16 protein-coding genes and 1 pseudogene are annotated in these 17,094 nt (G+C 46.3%); 11 read left to right on the plus strand and 6 right to left on the minus strand.

Annotation, left to right across the window (positions count from 1 at the left end; genetic code table 11):
* Positions 1-55 precede the first annotated feature (55 nt).
* The gene (locus tag IC230_RS26985) at positions 56-2,731 is read right to left on the minus strand and encodes an ABC transporter permease (RefSeq protein WP_223860881.1); all 2,676 of its coding nucleotides are present in this window, start codon (positions 2,729-2,731) and stop codon (positions 56-58) included.
* Positions 2,728-3,063 (minus strand): PadR family transcriptional regulator, encoded by a 336-nt coding sequence (locus tag IC230_RS26990; protein ID WP_191042186.1) that lies wholly within the window; start codon positions 3,061-3,063, stop codon positions 2,728-2,730. Before IC230_RS26990 ends, IC230_RS26985 begins: the two co-directional genes overlap by 4 nt.
* A 452-nt stretch (positions 3,064-3,515) precedes the next feature.
* Here IC230_RS26990 and IC230_RS26995 point away from each other — a divergent pair, with 452 nt between their 5' ends.
* Together IC230_RS26995 and IC230_RS27000 are read left to right on the plus strand one after the other, a co-directional pair.
* Positions 3,516-3,944, plus strand: coding sequence for an antitoxin Xre/MbcA/ParS toxin-binding domain-containing protein (locus IC230_RS26995; protein WP_191042187.1), 429 nt, complete (start codon positions 3,516-3,518; stop codon positions 3,942-3,944).
* 3 nt (positions 3,945-3,947) lie between these two features.
* Complete coding sequence (locus IC230_RS27000) at positions 3,948-4,418, plus strand: RES family NAD+ phosphorylase (protein WP_191042188.1); 471 nt, start codon at positions 3,948-3,950, stop codon at positions 4,416-4,418.
* A gap of 167 nt (positions 4,419-4,585) precedes the next feature.
* Here the strand turns inward: IC230_RS27000 and IC230_RS34860 are convergent, their stop codons facing one another.
* From IC230_RS34860 to IC230_RS27015, 3 genes and pseudogenes are all read right to left on the minus strand, one after another.
* A complete protein-coding gene (locus tag IC230_RS34860) occupies positions 4,586-4,882 on the minus strand; it encodes a helix-turn-helix domain-containing protein (protein ID WP_191042317.1) in 297 nt (98 codons plus the stop codon).
* 207 nt (positions 4,883-5,089) lie between these two features.
* Positions 5,090-5,429 (minus strand): annotated as a pseudogene (locus IC230_RS34695) (helix-hairpin-helix domain-containing protein); the annotation flags it as partial.
* Positions 5,422-5,799: a VOC family protein gene (locus IC230_RS27015; protein ID WP_191042189.1), complete on the minus strand. Its 378-nt coding sequence runs from the start codon at positions 5,797-5,799 to the stop codon at positions 5,422-5,424. The gene IC230_RS27015 and the pseudogene IC230_RS34695, both read right to left, overlap by 8 nt.
* Positions 5,800-6,832: 1,033 nt before the next feature.
* On the opposite strand from IC230_RS27015, the gene IC230_RS27020 reads away from it, so the two are divergent.
* From IC230_RS27020 to IC230_RS27035, 4 genes are all read left to right on the plus strand, one after another.
* Positions 6,833-7,249, plus strand: a complete 417-nt coding sequence (locus tag IC230_RS27020; RefSeq protein WP_191042190.1) for an organic hydroperoxide resistance protein — start codon at positions 6,833-6,835, stop codon at positions 7,247-7,249.
* Between the two features lie 88 nt (positions 7,250-7,337).
* Complete coding sequence (locus tag IC230_RS27025; RefSeq protein WP_317171852.1) at positions 7,338-7,778, plus strand: MarR family winged helix-turn-helix transcriptional regulator; 441 nt, start codon at positions 7,338-7,340, stop codon at positions 7,776-7,778.
* A gap of 298 nt (positions 7,779-8,076) precedes the next feature.
* Positions 8,077-8,652 carry a DUF7010 family protein gene (locus IC230_RS27030; RefSeq protein WP_223860882.1) on the plus strand — a complete coding sequence of 192 codons (576 nt, stop codon included), beginning with the start codon at positions 8,077-8,079 and terminating at the stop codon, positions 8,650-8,652.
* Between the two features lie 637 nt (positions 8,653-9,289).
* Complete coding sequence (locus IC230_RS27035; RefSeq protein WP_223860883.1) at positions 9,290-10,513, plus strand: helix-turn-helix transcriptional regulator; 1,224 nt, start codon at positions 9,290-9,292, stop codon at positions 10,511-10,513.
* Positions 10,514-11,416: 903 nt separating this feature from the next.
* Here IC230_RS27035 and IC230_RS27040 read toward each other — a convergent pair.
* Positions 11,417-11,599 (minus strand): hypothetical protein, encoded by a 183-nt coding sequence (locus IC230_RS27040; RefSeq protein WP_191042191.1) that lies wholly within the window; start codon positions 11,597-11,599, stop codon positions 11,417-11,419.
* 14 nt (positions 11,600-11,613) lie between these two features.
* Between IC230_RS27040 and IC230_RS27045 the strand changes: the two genes are divergently transcribed.
* The 5 genes from IC230_RS27045 to IC230_RS27065 all read left to right on the plus strand — a co-directional run bounded on the left by IC230_RS27045 (position 11,614) and on the right by IC230_RS27065 (position 17,093).
* Positions 11,614-11,811 carry a hypothetical protein gene (locus IC230_RS27045; protein WP_191042192.1) on the plus strand — a complete coding sequence of 66 codons (198 nt, stop codon included), beginning with the start codon at positions 11,614-11,616 and terminating at the stop codon, positions 11,809-11,811.
* A gap of 24 nt (positions 11,812-11,835) precedes the next feature.
* Entirely contained in the window at positions 11,836-13,008 is a 1,173-nt protein-coding gene (locus IC230_RS27050) for a lipase family protein (protein ID WP_191042193.1), read from the plus strand.
* A 110-nt stretch (positions 13,009-13,118) separates the two neighbouring features.
* Positions 13,119-13,838 carry a porin family protein gene (locus IC230_RS27055; protein WP_191042194.1) on the plus strand — a complete coding sequence of 240 codons (720 nt, stop codon included), beginning with the start codon at positions 13,119-13,121 and terminating at the stop codon, positions 13,836-13,838.
* Positions 13,839-13,863: 25 nt separating this feature from the next.
* Complete coding sequence (locus tag IC230_RS27060) at positions 13,864-15,030, plus strand: S41 family peptidase (RefSeq protein WP_191042195.1); 1,167 nt, start codon at positions 13,864-13,866, stop codon at positions 15,028-15,030.
* 95 nt (positions 15,031-15,125) lie between these two features.
* On the plus strand, positions 15,126-17,093 hold the full coding sequence (locus IC230_RS27065) for a hypothetical protein (protein ID WP_191042196.1): 1,968 nt from the start codon (positions 15,126-15,128) through the stop codon (positions 17,091-17,093).
* The last annotated feature ends 1 nt before the right edge of the window (position 17,094 follow it).

Below are 17,094 nucleotides of genomic sequence, written 5' to 3' on the forward strand. Positions count from 1 at the left end.
GCTCATCCAATTATTGTATGCGAACGATGATTGAACAAGCCATCTCTTTAAAAATCTATTCCGCTCGTAAAGTCTTTATTGGGTTCACCAGAGCGGCTTTCACGCTTCGTAGACTAACGCTCAATAAAGCAACCAGGAACGTGATCAGAATGGCCAGCATAAAAATACCTGGCCCAATTTCAATACGATACACAAAACTGGCCAGCCACTTATTCATTGACCACCATCCCAGCGGGGCCGCCAGTACAAATGACAGCAGCAGCAGACGAGAAAACTCTTTCCCAAACAGCCAAAGAATACCAGACGTGCTCGCTCCTAATACCTTGCGCACGCCAATTTCCTTCTTTTTTTGATCCGCCATGAATGACACCAACCCGTACAGGCCCAGGCAACCAACAAAAATGGCGATACCCGCAAACCCTTCAATGAGTCTGAGCAGCATACGATCGAGCTTATAGAGCCGGTCAATGTCTTCATCCAGAAAACGGTACATGTAAACCGATGACGGATACAGGGCCGTCCAGACTTTTTCAAATCCGGCTAGTGTAGCCTTCAGATTCGTCGGGTTCACTTTTATCCCACAACTAGTATACATCTCACGACGGGTTGTCAGGCAAAGCGGCTCAATCGCGGTACGAAACGACTTAAAATGGAAGTTTTTCATCACCCCTACGATGGTCCCCGATTGACCATTGATCGTTGCCGTTTTGCCGATTACATCCTGTATGAAGGCTAACCCAAGGGCTTTCACGGCGGCTTCGTTTAGTAAGTACTCCCGGACTGTATCGGACGAAGCCAGATTGCGACCGGCCAGAATGGGTATTTTAAACGTGGGCACGAACTGATCGTCCCCGGTTTTATAGGCTATGTTGAAGCTTTCAGCTTTCAAGCGCGAGGCATAGCGAATGCCGGTGCTGGCCAGAAATTCGGTTGCAGGAGGACTATCAAAAAACGTCACGTTTTGCACGCCAGCCATTGCCGAAAGCTGGGTACCTAAAGTAGTTATTTTTGACTTTTGATGATCAGGTATGGGTAGAATGACAATGGCATCTTTCTGAAAACCCATGTTGGCCTGCTCTGAATAGCGTACCTGGTTGGTAATGATCAGCGTGCCGATAATGAGCAGTTGCGAGATGGCAAACTGCGTGACAACCAGCCCTCTTCGTAGGGAGAAGCCCCCTGCCGATTGTTGAGAGAGCTTCCCTTTCAGTGCCAGCACGGGCTGAAAACGAGCCAGAATCAAACCGGGATAAGCGCCTGAACAGAACGTCACGATCAATAGCAGACCGACCAAAAACGTAAATAGGTATGTATCCGTCAAGGGATTGATGACTAACTCAATATCAAACCATTGATTGACAGTCGGTACGACCAGATACGCCAGTCCTAAAGCGATAATCAGGGCTACGCCAGCGATGAGCGCCGTTTCAGTGATAAATTGCCAGAAAAGCGCTCCTCGTTGGCTGCCCAATGCTTTCCGAACACCGATTTCCCTGGAGCGATCCAGTGCCTGCGCTGTTGCCAAGTTAATAAAATTGACGCAGGCCGTAACCACCAGGAAAAAGCCGATCAGGGCAAACGTCCAGAGATTTTTTTTCTCCATATATCCCCGCAGCTTGGGGTTAAAGTGAACACCGGAAAGTGGCTGTAACTTAAACTGAAAGATCCTGGCATTCTCTTTGTCATAGTATTTAGCACTAATGGCCGGAAGAATATTGGAATCGACCATCGCTGCCGACACCCCTGATTTGAGCTTGATGAAGCACTGCATCTCCTTATTAAAACCTACCCACCAGTCTTTTTCAACCAGCCAGGGACTATGGTCCTGCAAATTGCTGTAAGGAAGATAGATTTCCGTATGAAAATCGGTCGTAGCCGGCAGGTTCTCAAGAACACCCGTAATGGTTACGACCAGGGAACTATCAATGCGCAACAGCTGACCGATAGGGTCAATATCCCCAAAGTATTTTTTGGCAATTCGCTCCGTGATGAGCGCGGTATTACGCTCCTGCAAGGCTGTTTGCGGATCACCTTCCAACAGTGGAAAATTGAAAATGTGTAGCAGATCTGCATCAGCGAAGGCCACGTCTTCCTTAAATTTTTTCTGGGGCGAAACAGACACCACGCGCTCTTTCAAAAAACCAATTCGCCCCACTTTTTCGGCAACATCGTAGTCACTTTTGAAGGCTTCGCCCATCGGATTGGGAACGCCCGTACTATAAGTCACCTTTTCGGTACGAAGCTCTGTCGTAATGCGATAGATCCGATTATAATCTGCATGGAAGGTATCAAAACTGAGATGGTATTTGACCAACGTAAAGGTCAGAATGGCCCCGGCAATGCCCAGACTCAGACTCAATACGTTGATCAGCGTATAGGATTTGTGCCGATTCAGTTTTCTGAACGCGATTTTAGCATAATTGCTTACCATAGTCATTGGGTTTGGATCGGAATAATCAGTTTGTTTTGTGTCTATGTGGATGGATTGACCCGGCTTACGCCAAAGCCGGGGATGCAGCAGCAATAGCATTTCCAGCATGTACAGCAGTTGGGCTTTCGTAACCCCGTACCGATGGACTCGCTTTTGAAACAATTCATGCAAATCGCCCAGTATTTCGTCCCGTATATAAGGAGCCGTAATACGAATAAGTAGCTGCTCAGCCCAGCGTGGTGGCTGGATCCCTGACTGCTTCGAATGGCTTTGTAGCTGGTTTTTATTTCTCCGATTCATGTTAAGTGATCAAAAGCGGTTTTGGGAATACCATTCCATAATTCGTTCCGGATGCGTCGTGCTTCCTGTAGGGCTTTTTCACCGGCCAGGGTAATGGTAAACAGGCGTTTGCTTCGACCTCCTCGTTCGGCCATTGGCTCACTAAACCGGGAATGAACCAATCCTTTTTCCTCTAATCGTTGCAGCGTCCGATGAACAACGCCTAAGCTCATGGGCCGCTCCAAACGGCTGCTTAGTTCCTCCAGGACCGCTACCCCATAGGCGTCATCGTAAAGTAGCGCGACCGTTAGCAGAACGATCTCTTCGAACTCACCCAGTTGAGTCCCTTTCATATAGTAATGGGTTACAGAAACGAATAAAAAGTATCTTTCCCTTTTGCATAGCAAATAAAGGGCCAATAGGACTAATTCGCTCCATACCCTCAAAAAGGTTATTTTAAGCTTTCGTCATCGCTATTCTCGTCCGTTTTCGGACTGTCAACTGTCCAAATTTGGACAGTTGGTGACAGGAAGCAAAGCATGGGGCCTTTTTCAATTTGGGAGGATCACACCAGTTACAGAAATGCAGTTAGCAATTTCCACGCTAAATTCATACTGTTTTACCGTCTCTTTCAACGCCCTTTTTGTGGCACAGATCCACATGCTTATATCATTCTAATAAAGACATATTCCACTGCACTCAGTTAGCTTTCCGTAGTAGGCTAAACCAATAGACCACTTAAACAAGAATGAGGAACTTGATGGAGTGAACTTTTGTAGTTACCTTAGTCTAAAACTTCATCGACATGGCCCTAGCATTGCCGCTCATTGCCTCCAACCCATCCTTGCAGCCGCGACTCTTGACCGAGCAGGAAATCATCACCCGTAGTCGACAAGGGGTGCTACGCGCCGAGGCCGACCGCGTGGCCGGTTTGGTCGGCTTAACCGACAAGGAATTGGCAGCTGCCCTGGGCTTATCTGCTTCTTACCTGCACCGGCTGAAGATTGATCAGCGCATTAGTCAAGATGCCTCCGAGCGGCTGCTACTGCTGGAGAATCTCCTTCTGCACGCTTTGGATACCTTCGAGGAACGAAGCAAAACCGTCTTAGGCTGGCTACACTCCCCCTTACGGGAGTTGGATTACCAAACTCCCTTACAGGCCCTGGACACTGTCACAGGCTTTACATTAGTTGACCGGGTGCTGGGCCGCATTGATTATGGCATCTTTGGATAAGCTATGGCCATCGTTTATCGCGTAGTGCGGCAGAAGTATGCTGACCGTCCCCTAGATGTTACCGGTACGTGGCTCAATGGAGGCCGTTGGAATCCACCGGGTGTTGGCATCCTCTATACCACCGCTGAGCATCCCGCTTTGGCTTTAGTAGAGATCCTAGTACACATGCCGCAAGTACCCTTCGATGAGTTACCCGCCTACCGATTATTCAGTTTGGAGTTACCTCAGAACAGCCAGCGGGTAGTGGACGCGACTGACCTACCGCCTTACTGGCAGGAGAACGCCTACAACCGGAGTCAGCATCTTCTCGCCGAATGGCTAGCCAAGCCGGATGTGTTAGCCTTGGGTGTGCCCTCCTCGGTGATGCCATCCGGGATCAATTACTTACTGCATCCGGCCCATAGTGGCTATGGCTCTGTACGAGTAATTGACGAGAAGCCTCTGGTAATTGATCCCCGCCTGTGGTCGAAGTAGCCAAGGTGACAGCAATTCCCTTCGTCTCACTGAGGAGCGTTTTTTTAAGAAATGAATTGTCTTAGCCCCAATCTTGAAAAAAGTCTTTTTTGCGATATTGAATGCAATTTGATCAAAAAGAATCTTCACAGTAAGGAGAATGAAGGTGCCCAGACTTGAATGCAGGATTACTTCTTCTGCCCAAACTGCTTACGGTAAGCTATTGGTGTCATTCTGAATTCTTTTCTGAATAAGCGAATAAAAGCGCTCTCGTTCTCAAAGCCACATTGGGGAACGATGTTGCCTAGGGTGGCATCTGATTTTTTTAATAATAAAGATGCTTTCTTTAGTCGTAGTCGGATGAGGTATTGTAGGGGTGTCAATTCATAGGCGCTGCGGAAAAGGCGAATGAAATGATAGGGGGAGAGGTGGGCTAAATCAGCCAGTTGAGCGATGGTGATTTTTTCTGCTGGATGGTTGGTCATGTAGGCCAAGGCGAGTTTCAGTTTTTTATGCAGGTCTTTTTGGGTGGCCTCATGCGTGGCCGGTATTCGTTTGTCCGTTTGATACTGAGCTAACTCAAACCAAGGCTTCTTTGGCCGCGTGGAAGGATAGCCGTTTTTTTCGCGGAAGGCTTTGCGCTCCGGCGTGAAGTCCCACCAATTGAGTTTACTATTTGGGTGGTTGGCAAAATGTATAACAAGCCGAAACTGATCTTCAACACAGGAATCTGTCCATACCCCTTTTTCCAATTCGTATTGATCAGTGAGCTGTGCGGGGTCCTTTCAACTCGTCTAGGGAATAATATCCCATCCAGATCAGGTCATGCGCAAAGCGTATGCCGACTGAGGGAAGACATTGAAACTCAGATAGCGCAAACAGCTCCATCGCCCTGATCCTTGACGTATCAAGCAACTTCTGCAATACCTCTATTTTGTGCAGGTGCAGTTCACTCTTTTTGATTTTCAGCGCGCGCAGCTTTTTTACTTCTGCAGGGGTTACTGCCAGTGGATTGAATTGCTCCTTAGTCATGTTCTGCAAAAGTTAGCAGGTAATTATTGTTGTCGCAGAGCGAAAATTCGGTAGCCCCATAAAACGTTTTCTCCAGGCCGGTGAGCACGGTTACGCGTTCGTTGATATAGGCATAATACTGACGGATGTTATCCACACTGATGTACAACAAAAGCGATCCTCCATCGGCGCGACTCACCATCGGATACTTGCCTTCAATGCTGGCAAAGCTCTGAAACATGAAGGATACACTTCCGTTCGTCATCAGGGCAAATACCTTTTCGCCTTCGGGAGTAGTCACTTCATCAGTTATTATGAAGCCGAGTTTGGTGTAAAAGGTGATGGTTACTTGTAAGTCATTAACGAAGATGGTTGGCGAGATGGATTTCATTACTTGAATGCGTTGATAGTTCGTTCAAAAGTAGGGTGAAGGTGAAAGCGGACATGTGCTGAAATTGCCAAAGTGGATTAACCGTAGAGAAACCAAGGTGCTGTAGACCAGAGGGTCGTTTTAACGCATTTTCGAAGGACATTACCCGGACTGGGGCAAAACCTAAAAAAAATTAAAAAAGAAAATTTGGAATGAGCTGATTCGAGCCGGAACCAGCGTAAGAAGTGTTGTATTAGTTGTGAAACAGCCACGAGCGTATTAGTGAGATACAGATTTTTTGAAAACTAGGTGAGCCTACACTTTTCGTCCTTTAATAACAGCCATAGCGGCTCAGCCTAAACAGCAGGAAGTTGTCGCCGATTATCCGATCTTTATTCCCTTTCTCCTTTTAAACAATTTCAGACGAAACGGAACGGTATTTTTAGCCATCAATTAATCAATTTTACGATGACTTCTTTTTTCTCCGCCTGCTTCGTTGATCAACATAGTTTAGATCAGCTAGCTGACCATGAGGTGTTGGCCAAACAAGCTAGCATCCAACGAATAGGGTACTTCATGGCCCTGTTACTCGTCTTATCTGTCGGGATGGCATTTGTCCTCAGCTCGTATTTGGTGGCCGCTAGTAGTTGGGCACTAATCCCTGCTTTCGCCGACTACAGCAAGAAACGAAAAGCCATCAGGCTACAACTTCAAAAACGTCACCTATCCTGATTAATGCCTGAAGGAGGTAGAAGAATCTACGGGAGGTTAAGGATGGTCTAACCGGCATGAGAAAGCCTGATTTGTCTGGCAAAATCAGGCTTCTCTTTTTTATTTATGCTTACCGAATTACTTTATAGAAGTCAATTGTCCTTCTAGCCGAACCTCACCTTTGTCTAGCAGACATAGGAAAGAATCCTTTGTCTCAGTTAGGAGCGTTGTTATAAGATGACCAACAGCTGCCAATCTCTATAATTTTTTCAACTGATTTGGATTCTCATCAAACCAAGCCTACATTTGTATCGTAAACGATACAATCTTAAACGATACAAATATGAGCACCCTGTATGAAACAACCGTGGAAGTGAGTGGTGGACGGAATGGAAAAATAAAAAGCGAAGATGGCATCCTGGAACTGGAAGTCCGTACCCCAAAAGAACTAGGGGGAGTAGGCGGTCATACTAATCCCGAACAGTTATTTGCGGCTGGTTATGCAGCCTGCTTTGATAGTGCCCTGAATCTGGTGATGAGCCAGGTTAAAGTAAAGCCTTCAGCACCTTCGATAGTTAAAGCGACCGTTGGCTTAAAGCAAAATGGTCAGGGAGGGTATGGATTAGAGGTGGCTCTGGCCGTTACCATTCCGGGTGTTAGCCAGGAACAAGCTCAACAATTAGTCGAAAAGACACACACGGTTTGTCCGTATTCGAATGCCACCCGTGGCAATGTCGATGTCCAGTTACAAGTTGTCTAACTGATGGCAAGCACCTCTGTGAAGTAGAGGTGCTTTTACTAAAAATCAGATTAACTTGCCAGTAGCTAGTTAAGATAAGTTTGAAGGTATGGCTATGACTACCCCTGAATTGATCAAATTAGAGAATCAATTGTGTTTCCCTTTGTATGCAGCCTCCCGGCTGGTAACTCAATGTTACCAGCCTGCTTTGGCTGAGTTGGGACTAACGTATCCTCAGTACCTGGTTCTGCTCATCTTGTGGGAGACCGACTCGGTCAATGTCAAGCTACTTTCTGAAAAGCTTCACTTAGAGTCGAACACGCTGACTCCGTTGCTCAAAAGAATGCAGGAGACGGGTTTGATTAATCGGGTACGCTCTCAGCAAGACGAACGCAGTGTCATCATTTCACTAACGTCGAAAGGGAAACAAATCCAATCCGAAGCGCCCCGCGTCGTCAAGCGCCTAGCCGACAATATTGGTCTTACCAAAGAGGATGCTCAGCAGTTACACAGTTTGCTGAACAAATTGATAGGCAGCATCAATGTCTAGCGGGGAAACTACAGCTACAGACCTAAGCGTATAGTTTATTGCCGGACATATCTTAAAAAAACACTCCATTTGAGCAGCAGATAGATGAAGATTCTATCGCCTTATGTTGGGGAGCGTTTTGAGAGAATTTATGTAAAACGGGTACCGACCGTTCTATAGTATCCGCCACTAGCATCACCTAGTTAATCCAATAAATCACCTCTCATAACCCCTCTCTACCGCTAAGCCTGTTTCGGTTGTACAATGGGTAACACTTGAATTGCTTTAGCCTCCCGTACTCTTGAATCTACTTTTGGCCATGCAAAACAACACCCCAATTGATTCGTTAGCAGCCGCGCAAACCGACTTAAGAACCAATTACCGAAATGGTGCCACAGGCGTATTCATCTCAGGAGTCGTGTGGCTCATAACTGCCGGTGTCCTCTACAACTTTTCAACTAAACAGGCGATCTGGGCGCTCCTCATTGGGGGTGCCCTCATCCACCCTGTCAGCACCCTAATCAATAAACTGATGGGCCTGAAAGCGGCGACCAATCAAGACAACCCGTTGACTGGCCTGGCCATGGAGGGAACCGTTTTTATGCTGATGAGTATCCCGCTGGCGTATGGCCTGTCTTTACTACGACCAGAATGGTTTTTTCAAGGCATGTTATTGATTATCGGCGGCCGCTACTTAACGTTTCGCACCCTGTATGGCAACAAGCTATTCTGGGTATTAGGGGGTCTGTTAGGCGTGTCGGCTTATAGCTTATTTGCCTCCAACACGCACTCGTTGGTCACTACGCTTACAGGCGGCTTGATCGAAGTATGTTTCGGCCTTTTACTTTTTGGTGGTTTCTCTTTGGGAGAAACAGGGGCGTCGGCAACGCCCTAAATTCGACGCTATAAGACTGGTCCCTATCAGCCGTTCGATGAAACTTCCTGCGTCTCAAGCAATCGAGCCTTTTTGCGAGAAAACAAATTTTTAATTTTTGTTCAATTCAATCCGTCGCATACGACCTGAAACATTTTCCCGGAATCTTGGCAACCTCCACAAAGCCGTTGCGTCGTTCAGTTTTAGGGTTTACTATACCTTTCTCCGCTCCACTTTTACGACAGGCAATTTCAACATGTCGCTTGTAGGTTTGTCCCGAGGACTGCGCCCAGTGTTTTGCTACAAGTTCAGACGCATAGGAGTAGTTATTTGAGCACATTAAGCGGTAGGATAATCGCAAATGCGGCACTGGGTAGTTGCCAATATCCGGCATTCGTCGCTGGGCTACATCAACCCGTTGCAATTTGAGCAGGCGTGCTACCAGAATAATTCAAAAACTGTCTCTTAATTACCGTCTAACTAAACATGACCAACACAAGATTCGAAGCATTGACATTAAACCCGGTTTTTATGTAAAGAATGCTAAAGTTCCACGTAATTGATTTTAATCAAATAATCACGAAAATTTGTATAGTTTTAGTTTCAATGGATAATTTGTTTGTACCTATCTATCAGTATTGTTAACTAGTCCATGAAGATGTCTAATTCCCAGAAGTTTAATTTGTTGATTTTAAGTGTATTCTGGTATTTACCTAACTCGATAACTGCTCAGAATTTGCCTTACGAGCAATTAGAGCAGAAAGTATATAGACTCAATAACGCCTTACAATACGTTCAATCACAAAAAATACTACTCCCTATTTTACAGGATGAACAATATAGCCCTGATCAGCATTACCAGGCGGCTATACTCCTTTCTTATACTTATAAAAGGGTGTATGACTATCAGTCAACGCTAAAGTACCTACTTGTTGCCCGTGAGTTCGCTCTAAAATCACCTAAAAAAAACATCTATCTGGCTACGATTCGCTCTGAAGAAGCATTTGCTTATTTCGACACCCAAGCGTATAAACAAGCTGACCAACTCATGAATGAATTAGAAAGAACCAATTTTAGATACTTAACTCAGGAAAACAAAGCGAAGCTGATCATGCAGCAGGGATACCTTCGATTCCTTAGTAAAGAATATAAATTAGCTCAGATAAAATACGACCAGGCAATTGAGCTGATGCGGGTATCAACTCCCTGCAATTTGCCCATGATTCAGGTTAAACAGATGCAGTTATTTGCCGCCACGCACCAGATTACTCAAATGAATTTAGCGTTTAAAGCGGCTATTGCTCAGGCGGAAGAATGCCATATTATTAAATACCAACTGTATGCATACGAAGAACTACGGGAGATTTATAGACGACAGCATGACCAGATGCGCCTACTCCAGATTCAACAAAAGTTAGATACACTGAACGGTGTATACGCTAAAGAGAAGAACATTGCCGCCCTTCATAACCAAAAAGAAACGATGCTGATGGCTGATACGAATCGGCAGAACCAGCAGCACCAGTCCAGTCAGCAGTGGCTCAAGACAGGGTTATCGATCATTACAATCTTATTATTTGCATTACTGGGCTGGATGAGGTATATCCGTATACAGCAAAGCCGTATAAGAAAACAACTTCAGGCCTATTTAGCAGCAGATTCAAACACCTTACCTTTAGAAGCTACTCCACACAAAGACTGTCAGAACGTATTGTCACACCGGCAACTGGAAGTTCTTGATTGTCTGAACAAAGGAATGGGCAACAAGCAAATCGCTGCGCAGCTCTGTATTTCAGAAAATACCGTAAAATATCATATCAAGAATATTTACCAAATGTTGAATGTTAATAACCGTAAGGAGTTCTTAATCAGAAATAATTGACAAATTCTTAGCCATTTTTGAGAGACTACCCAATTGGGTAGTCTTTTTTTTACTACCCAAAAACTATCCATTTCGCCCTTTCCGGGCTGTTTGGAGCCTGTTACATTTGGCTTAACAAAATAGACAGGCTCTTAATAGAGGCTGTATTTTGTTACCAGTCAAACTTAAAAATTCTTAACAATTAACCACTTTCGGCTTATGAAATTTAACTATTACACGCTATTTGGTCTTTCACTACTTTTTGCATTCTGCTTCGGTTGTTCTCAATCCGATAACATTGATCCTACTCCTCCTGATCCTACTCCAAACCCTGACTACAGTTCGTGTAAATACACGCTCAATTACAAGTTAACATACTCGCCATTGAACAAAAACAAACCAACAACCGTCACTTACCTTGGCTCTGATCAGAAGGCAAAAACGGTTACACTGACTGATACGTCATTCAGTCTATCTGTGGATTACAAGTACGGCGACAGCGTATATGTGAAACTGAGTCCTAACATCTATTTTGCTAATAAACCAACAGCAAACGTACCAGGCACGAATAATAAACTTCAGGGTATATACCAGTATGGCAATCTAACGCAGAGTGGCTCATCCTGTTCTTATGTAATTAATCGCAGCAATAATAATTCCCTGGATGGGAGTCCAAGCCCCAGACTTTCTATAACAAGGGACAGTATTACAACAGTGCTATACAGAATAGATCCAGTGCGTCTTGCTAGATAGATTCATTAAAGGTCAACAATCGCCGGGATATAAGTGTCACAATTCAAAAATCGACCTGTTACTTTAGCCAGCCCAGCCGCCTTGGCTAATTTTAATTTCTATCAACAATTCCGTTGACCAGAAACGTCAACGTGTAACGGCTTTAAGCTCAACGTAAAACCAATTCCATCGCTAAGGCAGCACTGACCGTTGTGTCCATCGACTATGCGTAACCGTCCGAATCGGCCAGTATTCAATTCTATCATCAACATGACTAAGCGTCTCGACCTTTACGTAGGCGTAATGGCGGGAAAAATTTTGCTGGCGGGAAAGACCAGGTTGGTTCAGGACTGATTGCCAAAGGGAATCGTTCATATCATAGCATAACCGTGTCTGTTCCGGTTAGCCTGCGATACTGGTTTGGCCTTCATATGGGTGCGTATGCTGAATATAACATGGGAGTTGTGAACGTAATGGCTTACATCATTGGCAATGGAAAGAATGCAAGTTTTTACGAACAGCGGCAATATCTGACAGGCGTCGGCCTGTCTGTATCTGAACAAGTAACTAAGGGTTGTATGATCTGAACAATTTCAGGTATATCTAAACACATGAAAAAAGCGATTCAATTTGTTGCATTGATTCTTATAGGGTCCACGCTGTTAGCGGCTTGTCTGATGGATCACCCTATCGTGACGCCCAATGGAAGCGGAACTCCACCGACGAGGCTGCACAAAACCCTTGCCGTGCTGAGTTTTATTGCCGACGTTAATTATCACCTTGTCGCCACTTCAGAAGCCGCCCTGAATGCTAATACGCTGAAAGTAAACGATGCGCTGAAAAATAACGCTGATCTGCGGGCATATATTGGAAACGACTGGCAGGTAGTATGGGGACCGGTTACGTCGAATAGCCTGAAAAAAGCGTCGTCGGGCGCTGTAACTCCCGTAGACAGTTTCGTAACGGATAACCTGATGTATGTGGCTAAAGGAACCAATCTCACTACGGGTAAACCAATGTACGTAGCGGGCATTGCGGGCACTAACATCGTTTCGGAAAAAGGCTGGAAGCTGGAGGATTTTAACGTATTAGAAGAGGCCGACTGGGGAATGCCTAATAGTGGCAAAATTAGCAAAGGCAGTATGGTAGGTCTTTCCATTTTAAGCACTATGAAAGATGCGAAGACGGGAAAAACACTGCTGGAGTTTCTGGGTGCGCAACCGGATATCAACACGACGGAGGTGGCCTTTACGGGCCATAGCCTGGGTGGCGCTTTGTCGCCCCTGATGGCCCTGAAGTGCATTGAATGGAAAGAGAAGCTGGGCTATACAACCACCGTAAGCGCTTATCCAATTGCCGGGCCTACGCCGGGCGACAGTCAGTTTGCCAGCTACGCGGCTGCTAAGTTCGGCGAGAACTATCACTCGGTCATCAACAACTACGACATTGTGCCCAGTAGTTGGCAGAAAGACAGATTCGCCCGTATTCCAACCATGTACTCCAGTTCGCCCCCCTTCAATCCCGGCGGGCAGGGGGGATTTCAGCTACCCACTAAATATAAGCTGGCCTATGATGCCCTAAAGGTAGCTATCGATTTAAAAAGTTATCAGCGTATTGCGCCTGACAAGGAATATGCCTTTAATGGCACTCCTAATGTATACCCAAACCATGATGGGAGTTTTCTGACAGAAGCAGGCTATCAGCACGTCAAAGCGTATTTCAGCGATGGCTTTCAGTTTCCGCAACCCGTGGTGGCTGTTATAACGAATCTCCTTTCTAACTAAAGCCCGAAAGGCTCGTCTGTACTTAACGCCCATATCCGTGATTCTGCATTTAGTTACTATGGTCTTTATGAGTCCATCAGTTACCGCTTTGCTCAACTTAACCAAGCTCTATGAAGAACTATTCGATTCTTAGCTGTTTCCTGGCACTCTCCCTCTCGGTATTCAGCGCATTTGCTCAGTTGTCAGTCGGTGTGCAAGGAGGGTACGTCAAAAATTACCTCAATACTAGTACCGGTTACCTCGTGTCCACGCAATATGCGCCCGCCACCGGCTTCAGTATAGGCATCCCGATTCGCTACTCGGTTAATAAGTGGCTGGCTTTCCAGGTTGAACCTCAACTGATTCAGAAGAATTACCGACTAAACCGCACGGGTAGTCTGGACGGGTTATACCAGACGACAACCAACCAGTATCTTCAACTTCCGATCATGGGGCATTTCTCCTTTGGTGGTGCGAGACTGAAGGGATTTATGAATCTGGGCGGGTATGCCGGTTATTGGGCGACCAGTACGAACCAGGGCGCTCTTTTTGCTTTCAGCCCGCAGCTAGAGGATGAAACGGATGAATCAGACGCGTTGCCTGACTATCTACTCCAGAAATTCAATGAATCCTACACGTTCGACGGTCGAAAAGATCGTCGTCTGGAGATTGGTCTGCTGGCGGGGACCGGCATCGGCTATCAGGCCGGTCGGTATAATTTTTTCGTAGAAGGGCGCTACTACTACGCTCTGTCCGATCAGCAGAAGAACTATATGATCAACCAGATTCCCCGTTACAACCAGACGTATGCTCTGCAGGTTGGCTGTCTCTATCAGTTAACGCTACGGTAATACTCACTGTACTTATTTATTTCCGATGAAACATCTTTACGCTTTAATCAGCCTGTTGTTTTTGATATTGGTGACTGCCTGTCGGCAGGAATTTCCTCAAATTAATCCGCCGGAAAAGTCGGTTGCATTAACGCTAACCGATGAATTTGACGCGTTCTGGACGGGCATGAACAACAGTTATGCGTTCTGGGATATCGACCCAACCGACTGGGACGCAGTGTACCGTACCTATAGACCGCTTTTTGCTAAATTGAAATCAGATGATGAAAGTAGCAGAAAGAAGGGCTATACGTACTATCAGGAAATGACGGCCAATCTGATCGACTCGCACTACACTCTGTACTTCAAAGATCCTACCTTACCGGCAATTTCACCCTCTAATGCCAGAATACTAAAGAGGCCCAGCCTGCATCAGCCCATTCCGGTGGCGCACTATCAGAAAACCATCCCTGCCAACTACCTGAGCGCGGGCGCCGTAACCGGTGTGGATACATCTAAATCCTCCCCAGGACTTCTGGTCGCGGGTAAAATTAAAAACACGAATATTCTTTATTTCCGCTTTCCGCAATTTGCCTTGTCAGACTGGTATGCTGATCCAACCAGTCCAGCCCAGGCGGTCGTTCAATACGTCTTCGACGAACTTCAGAACCCTGATCTGGATGGAATCATCCTGGATTTGCGGGGAAATGGTGGTGGAAACGCATCAGATCTGGACTTTCTTCTTGGGCGGTTAATCGATAAATCCTACGTGTTTGGTTCGCTCCGTGCAAAAGCCGGTATGGGGCGGTTAGATTATTTACCCTGGTTCGATTTTACGGTTCATGCCGTACCGGGTGCCCGCCCCTTTACGAAACCGATTGTGGCGCTGGTCGATATGTTTTCAATAAGTATGGCGGAGATAACCCCCATGGCAATTAAAGCACTGCCAACGGGAAACGGAAAACTAGTTGGGGAACGTACCTGGGGAGGCACGGGACCTTTGACTCAAGAAAATGTTCGTTATAATGGCGGTGAATTTTCGACCAGTGTGCTTGCCAGAGTGTACACCTCCTCGTTAATGTTTCGCTATAAGGACGGGAAGATCTATGAGGGTATTGGCGTTCCTCCCGACGTTGAAGCCAGTTACAACGGAGTGGCCCTGAAAACGGGGAAAGATACGCAGCTCGAAACCGCCATTAGTCAGATCCGTTGACCAATTCATCGCCAGCCTGCAAGCTACAGACGGTTAGCCGAAGATGGTCCAAAGCGGCCATACTATCCTTTTGCTACGTAAAATTTTCAATCAACATGTGCCAGTACATTCGTGAGTATCTGCTACGATATTGCCTGACGTTCTGGGGTATTTGTTCGTGGGCAACTGTCTTCGCCCAGGAAAAACCAACGACCTCCTTACCCTTTTCGGATTTTCACATCCATACCTCGTTTAAACATTACTATCGGCAGGTCGAAAGCCCGGACAGCACAATCCGGTATGCCAGTCAACCCGGCTACCTGAACAAAAAGTATGGTCGTACCAACTGGGTTCCCTTTACGAAAAACCAGAATAACAAGCGAACAGGTAAGGAATCCAACATGGCTAATTATGACCAGTCCAACTACGCAAATCTGGCCGGTTTGGGCGGTTCGGTCTTGTGCATGTCCATTACGCCCCCCGAAAAAATTATGCTGGCCACTCGCGGTCAGCGGTCAATAAACCTGCGTTTTGTTACCCATATGCCCATGAAGCGGCAGGAGGTGCTGGCGGCAGAAAACAATTCCTCCTTCAAAGAATTTCTGGGTGAATACTATTACGCTATTAATCAGGACTCGGTCTATAACGGTACCAAGATTCTGCTGGCGAAAAACAACGCCGACCTCAAACGTATAGTGACCACCGGTGGCATTGGTATGGTCATGACAGCCGAAGGGGGGCACGTACTCTTTGGTAATGATGTACTTAGCAAAATCGACAGCCTCAAATCAAAAGGGTGCGGGGAACTCTGCCGTCAGGAAATTTTTTCCAATATACAGAAAATCAGAGACTTACCGCACCGGACTTTTTTTATTACGGTGGCGCATTTCGGCTGGAACAAAATGTTCGGCAACGCCAAAAGTCTGGACAAACCCGGTCTGCGCCGGGGACTACTAACGGCGGCTTCGCTATCCGATGATTTTAGCCGTAACGTATTCGCCAAATATGGGGAGGGCATTATTGGCTGTATCCATGGTGACGTATATAGGGATACGGTTGTTCGTATGGGGAAAACAAAATTACGCTTTAAACTGCCTTATACCGACGATCAGGTTGAGACCGATTTAGGCTATCAGGTTATGAACCGGCTGCTGGATACTGAAAATGATTTTAAGCAGCCTATTTATCTGGATGTCAAGCATATGGATTTGAAGGCGCGATTCCAGTATTATCAATACATCGACAGTGTCAATACGCAGCGGAAAGCACAGGGCAAGAAGCTGATCCCGATTATTGCCTCGCATATTGGGCTGAGTGGCAAGAAACGGCCCGTAGCGATGGCAACGGGTTTGTTTCCACTACGGGATTCGTACGAAGAGTTGATATTTGGCCAGACCTTCTATAAAATTCAGGCCAACGAACGCGATCAGTTCTGGCGGGCGTATACCCAATCGCTCAAGCCGAGCGACCGGGTCATGTATTTTGGTGGCCTGCCCCGAGATGTAGAGAAATCGATGAATCCGTTTCAGGGTACGGCCAATTACAATACGTTAAACTGGTTTTATCCGTGGGGCATTAATTTCTGCGATGAAGAGGTCAAAGCCATTTATGACAGCGACGGGATCATTGGTTTGAACCTGGACCGGCGTATTCTGGGCTTCACCATGCCCAACTACAATAAATCCTACAAAAAGAATCTGCGTCGGCTCTTCAACGACGTGTATAATGCGGATGAGTATAGTCTGGCCGATGGTACACCAATCACGTTTGAGGATTATTACCGCTCCGAACCGTTGCTAAGAAACATTTTTCACGTAGTGGAAGTGTCCGGGCGTCAGGATGCTTCTGCATGGGATCACCTGGCGATTGGCTCGGATTACGACGGATTTATTCAGCCTATTCAACTGGCGCCCAGTGCCGAATACATGCCTTCGTTTCACCGGAAGATGGTCGTATTTGCCCGCCTGTTTTCAGTGATTCATAACAAACAGCCACTGCTGTACGGCTTATCGACGCAAACGGCCATGGATAAATTCTTTTATACCAATGGGCGGGATTTCGTCTTCAATTATTTCCAGAACTAAT

The organism is Spirosoma validum (assembly GCF_014699035.1).
Taxonomy (GTDB): Bacteria; Bacteroidota; Bacteroidia; order Cytophagales; family Spirosomataceae; genus Spirosoma; species Spirosoma validum.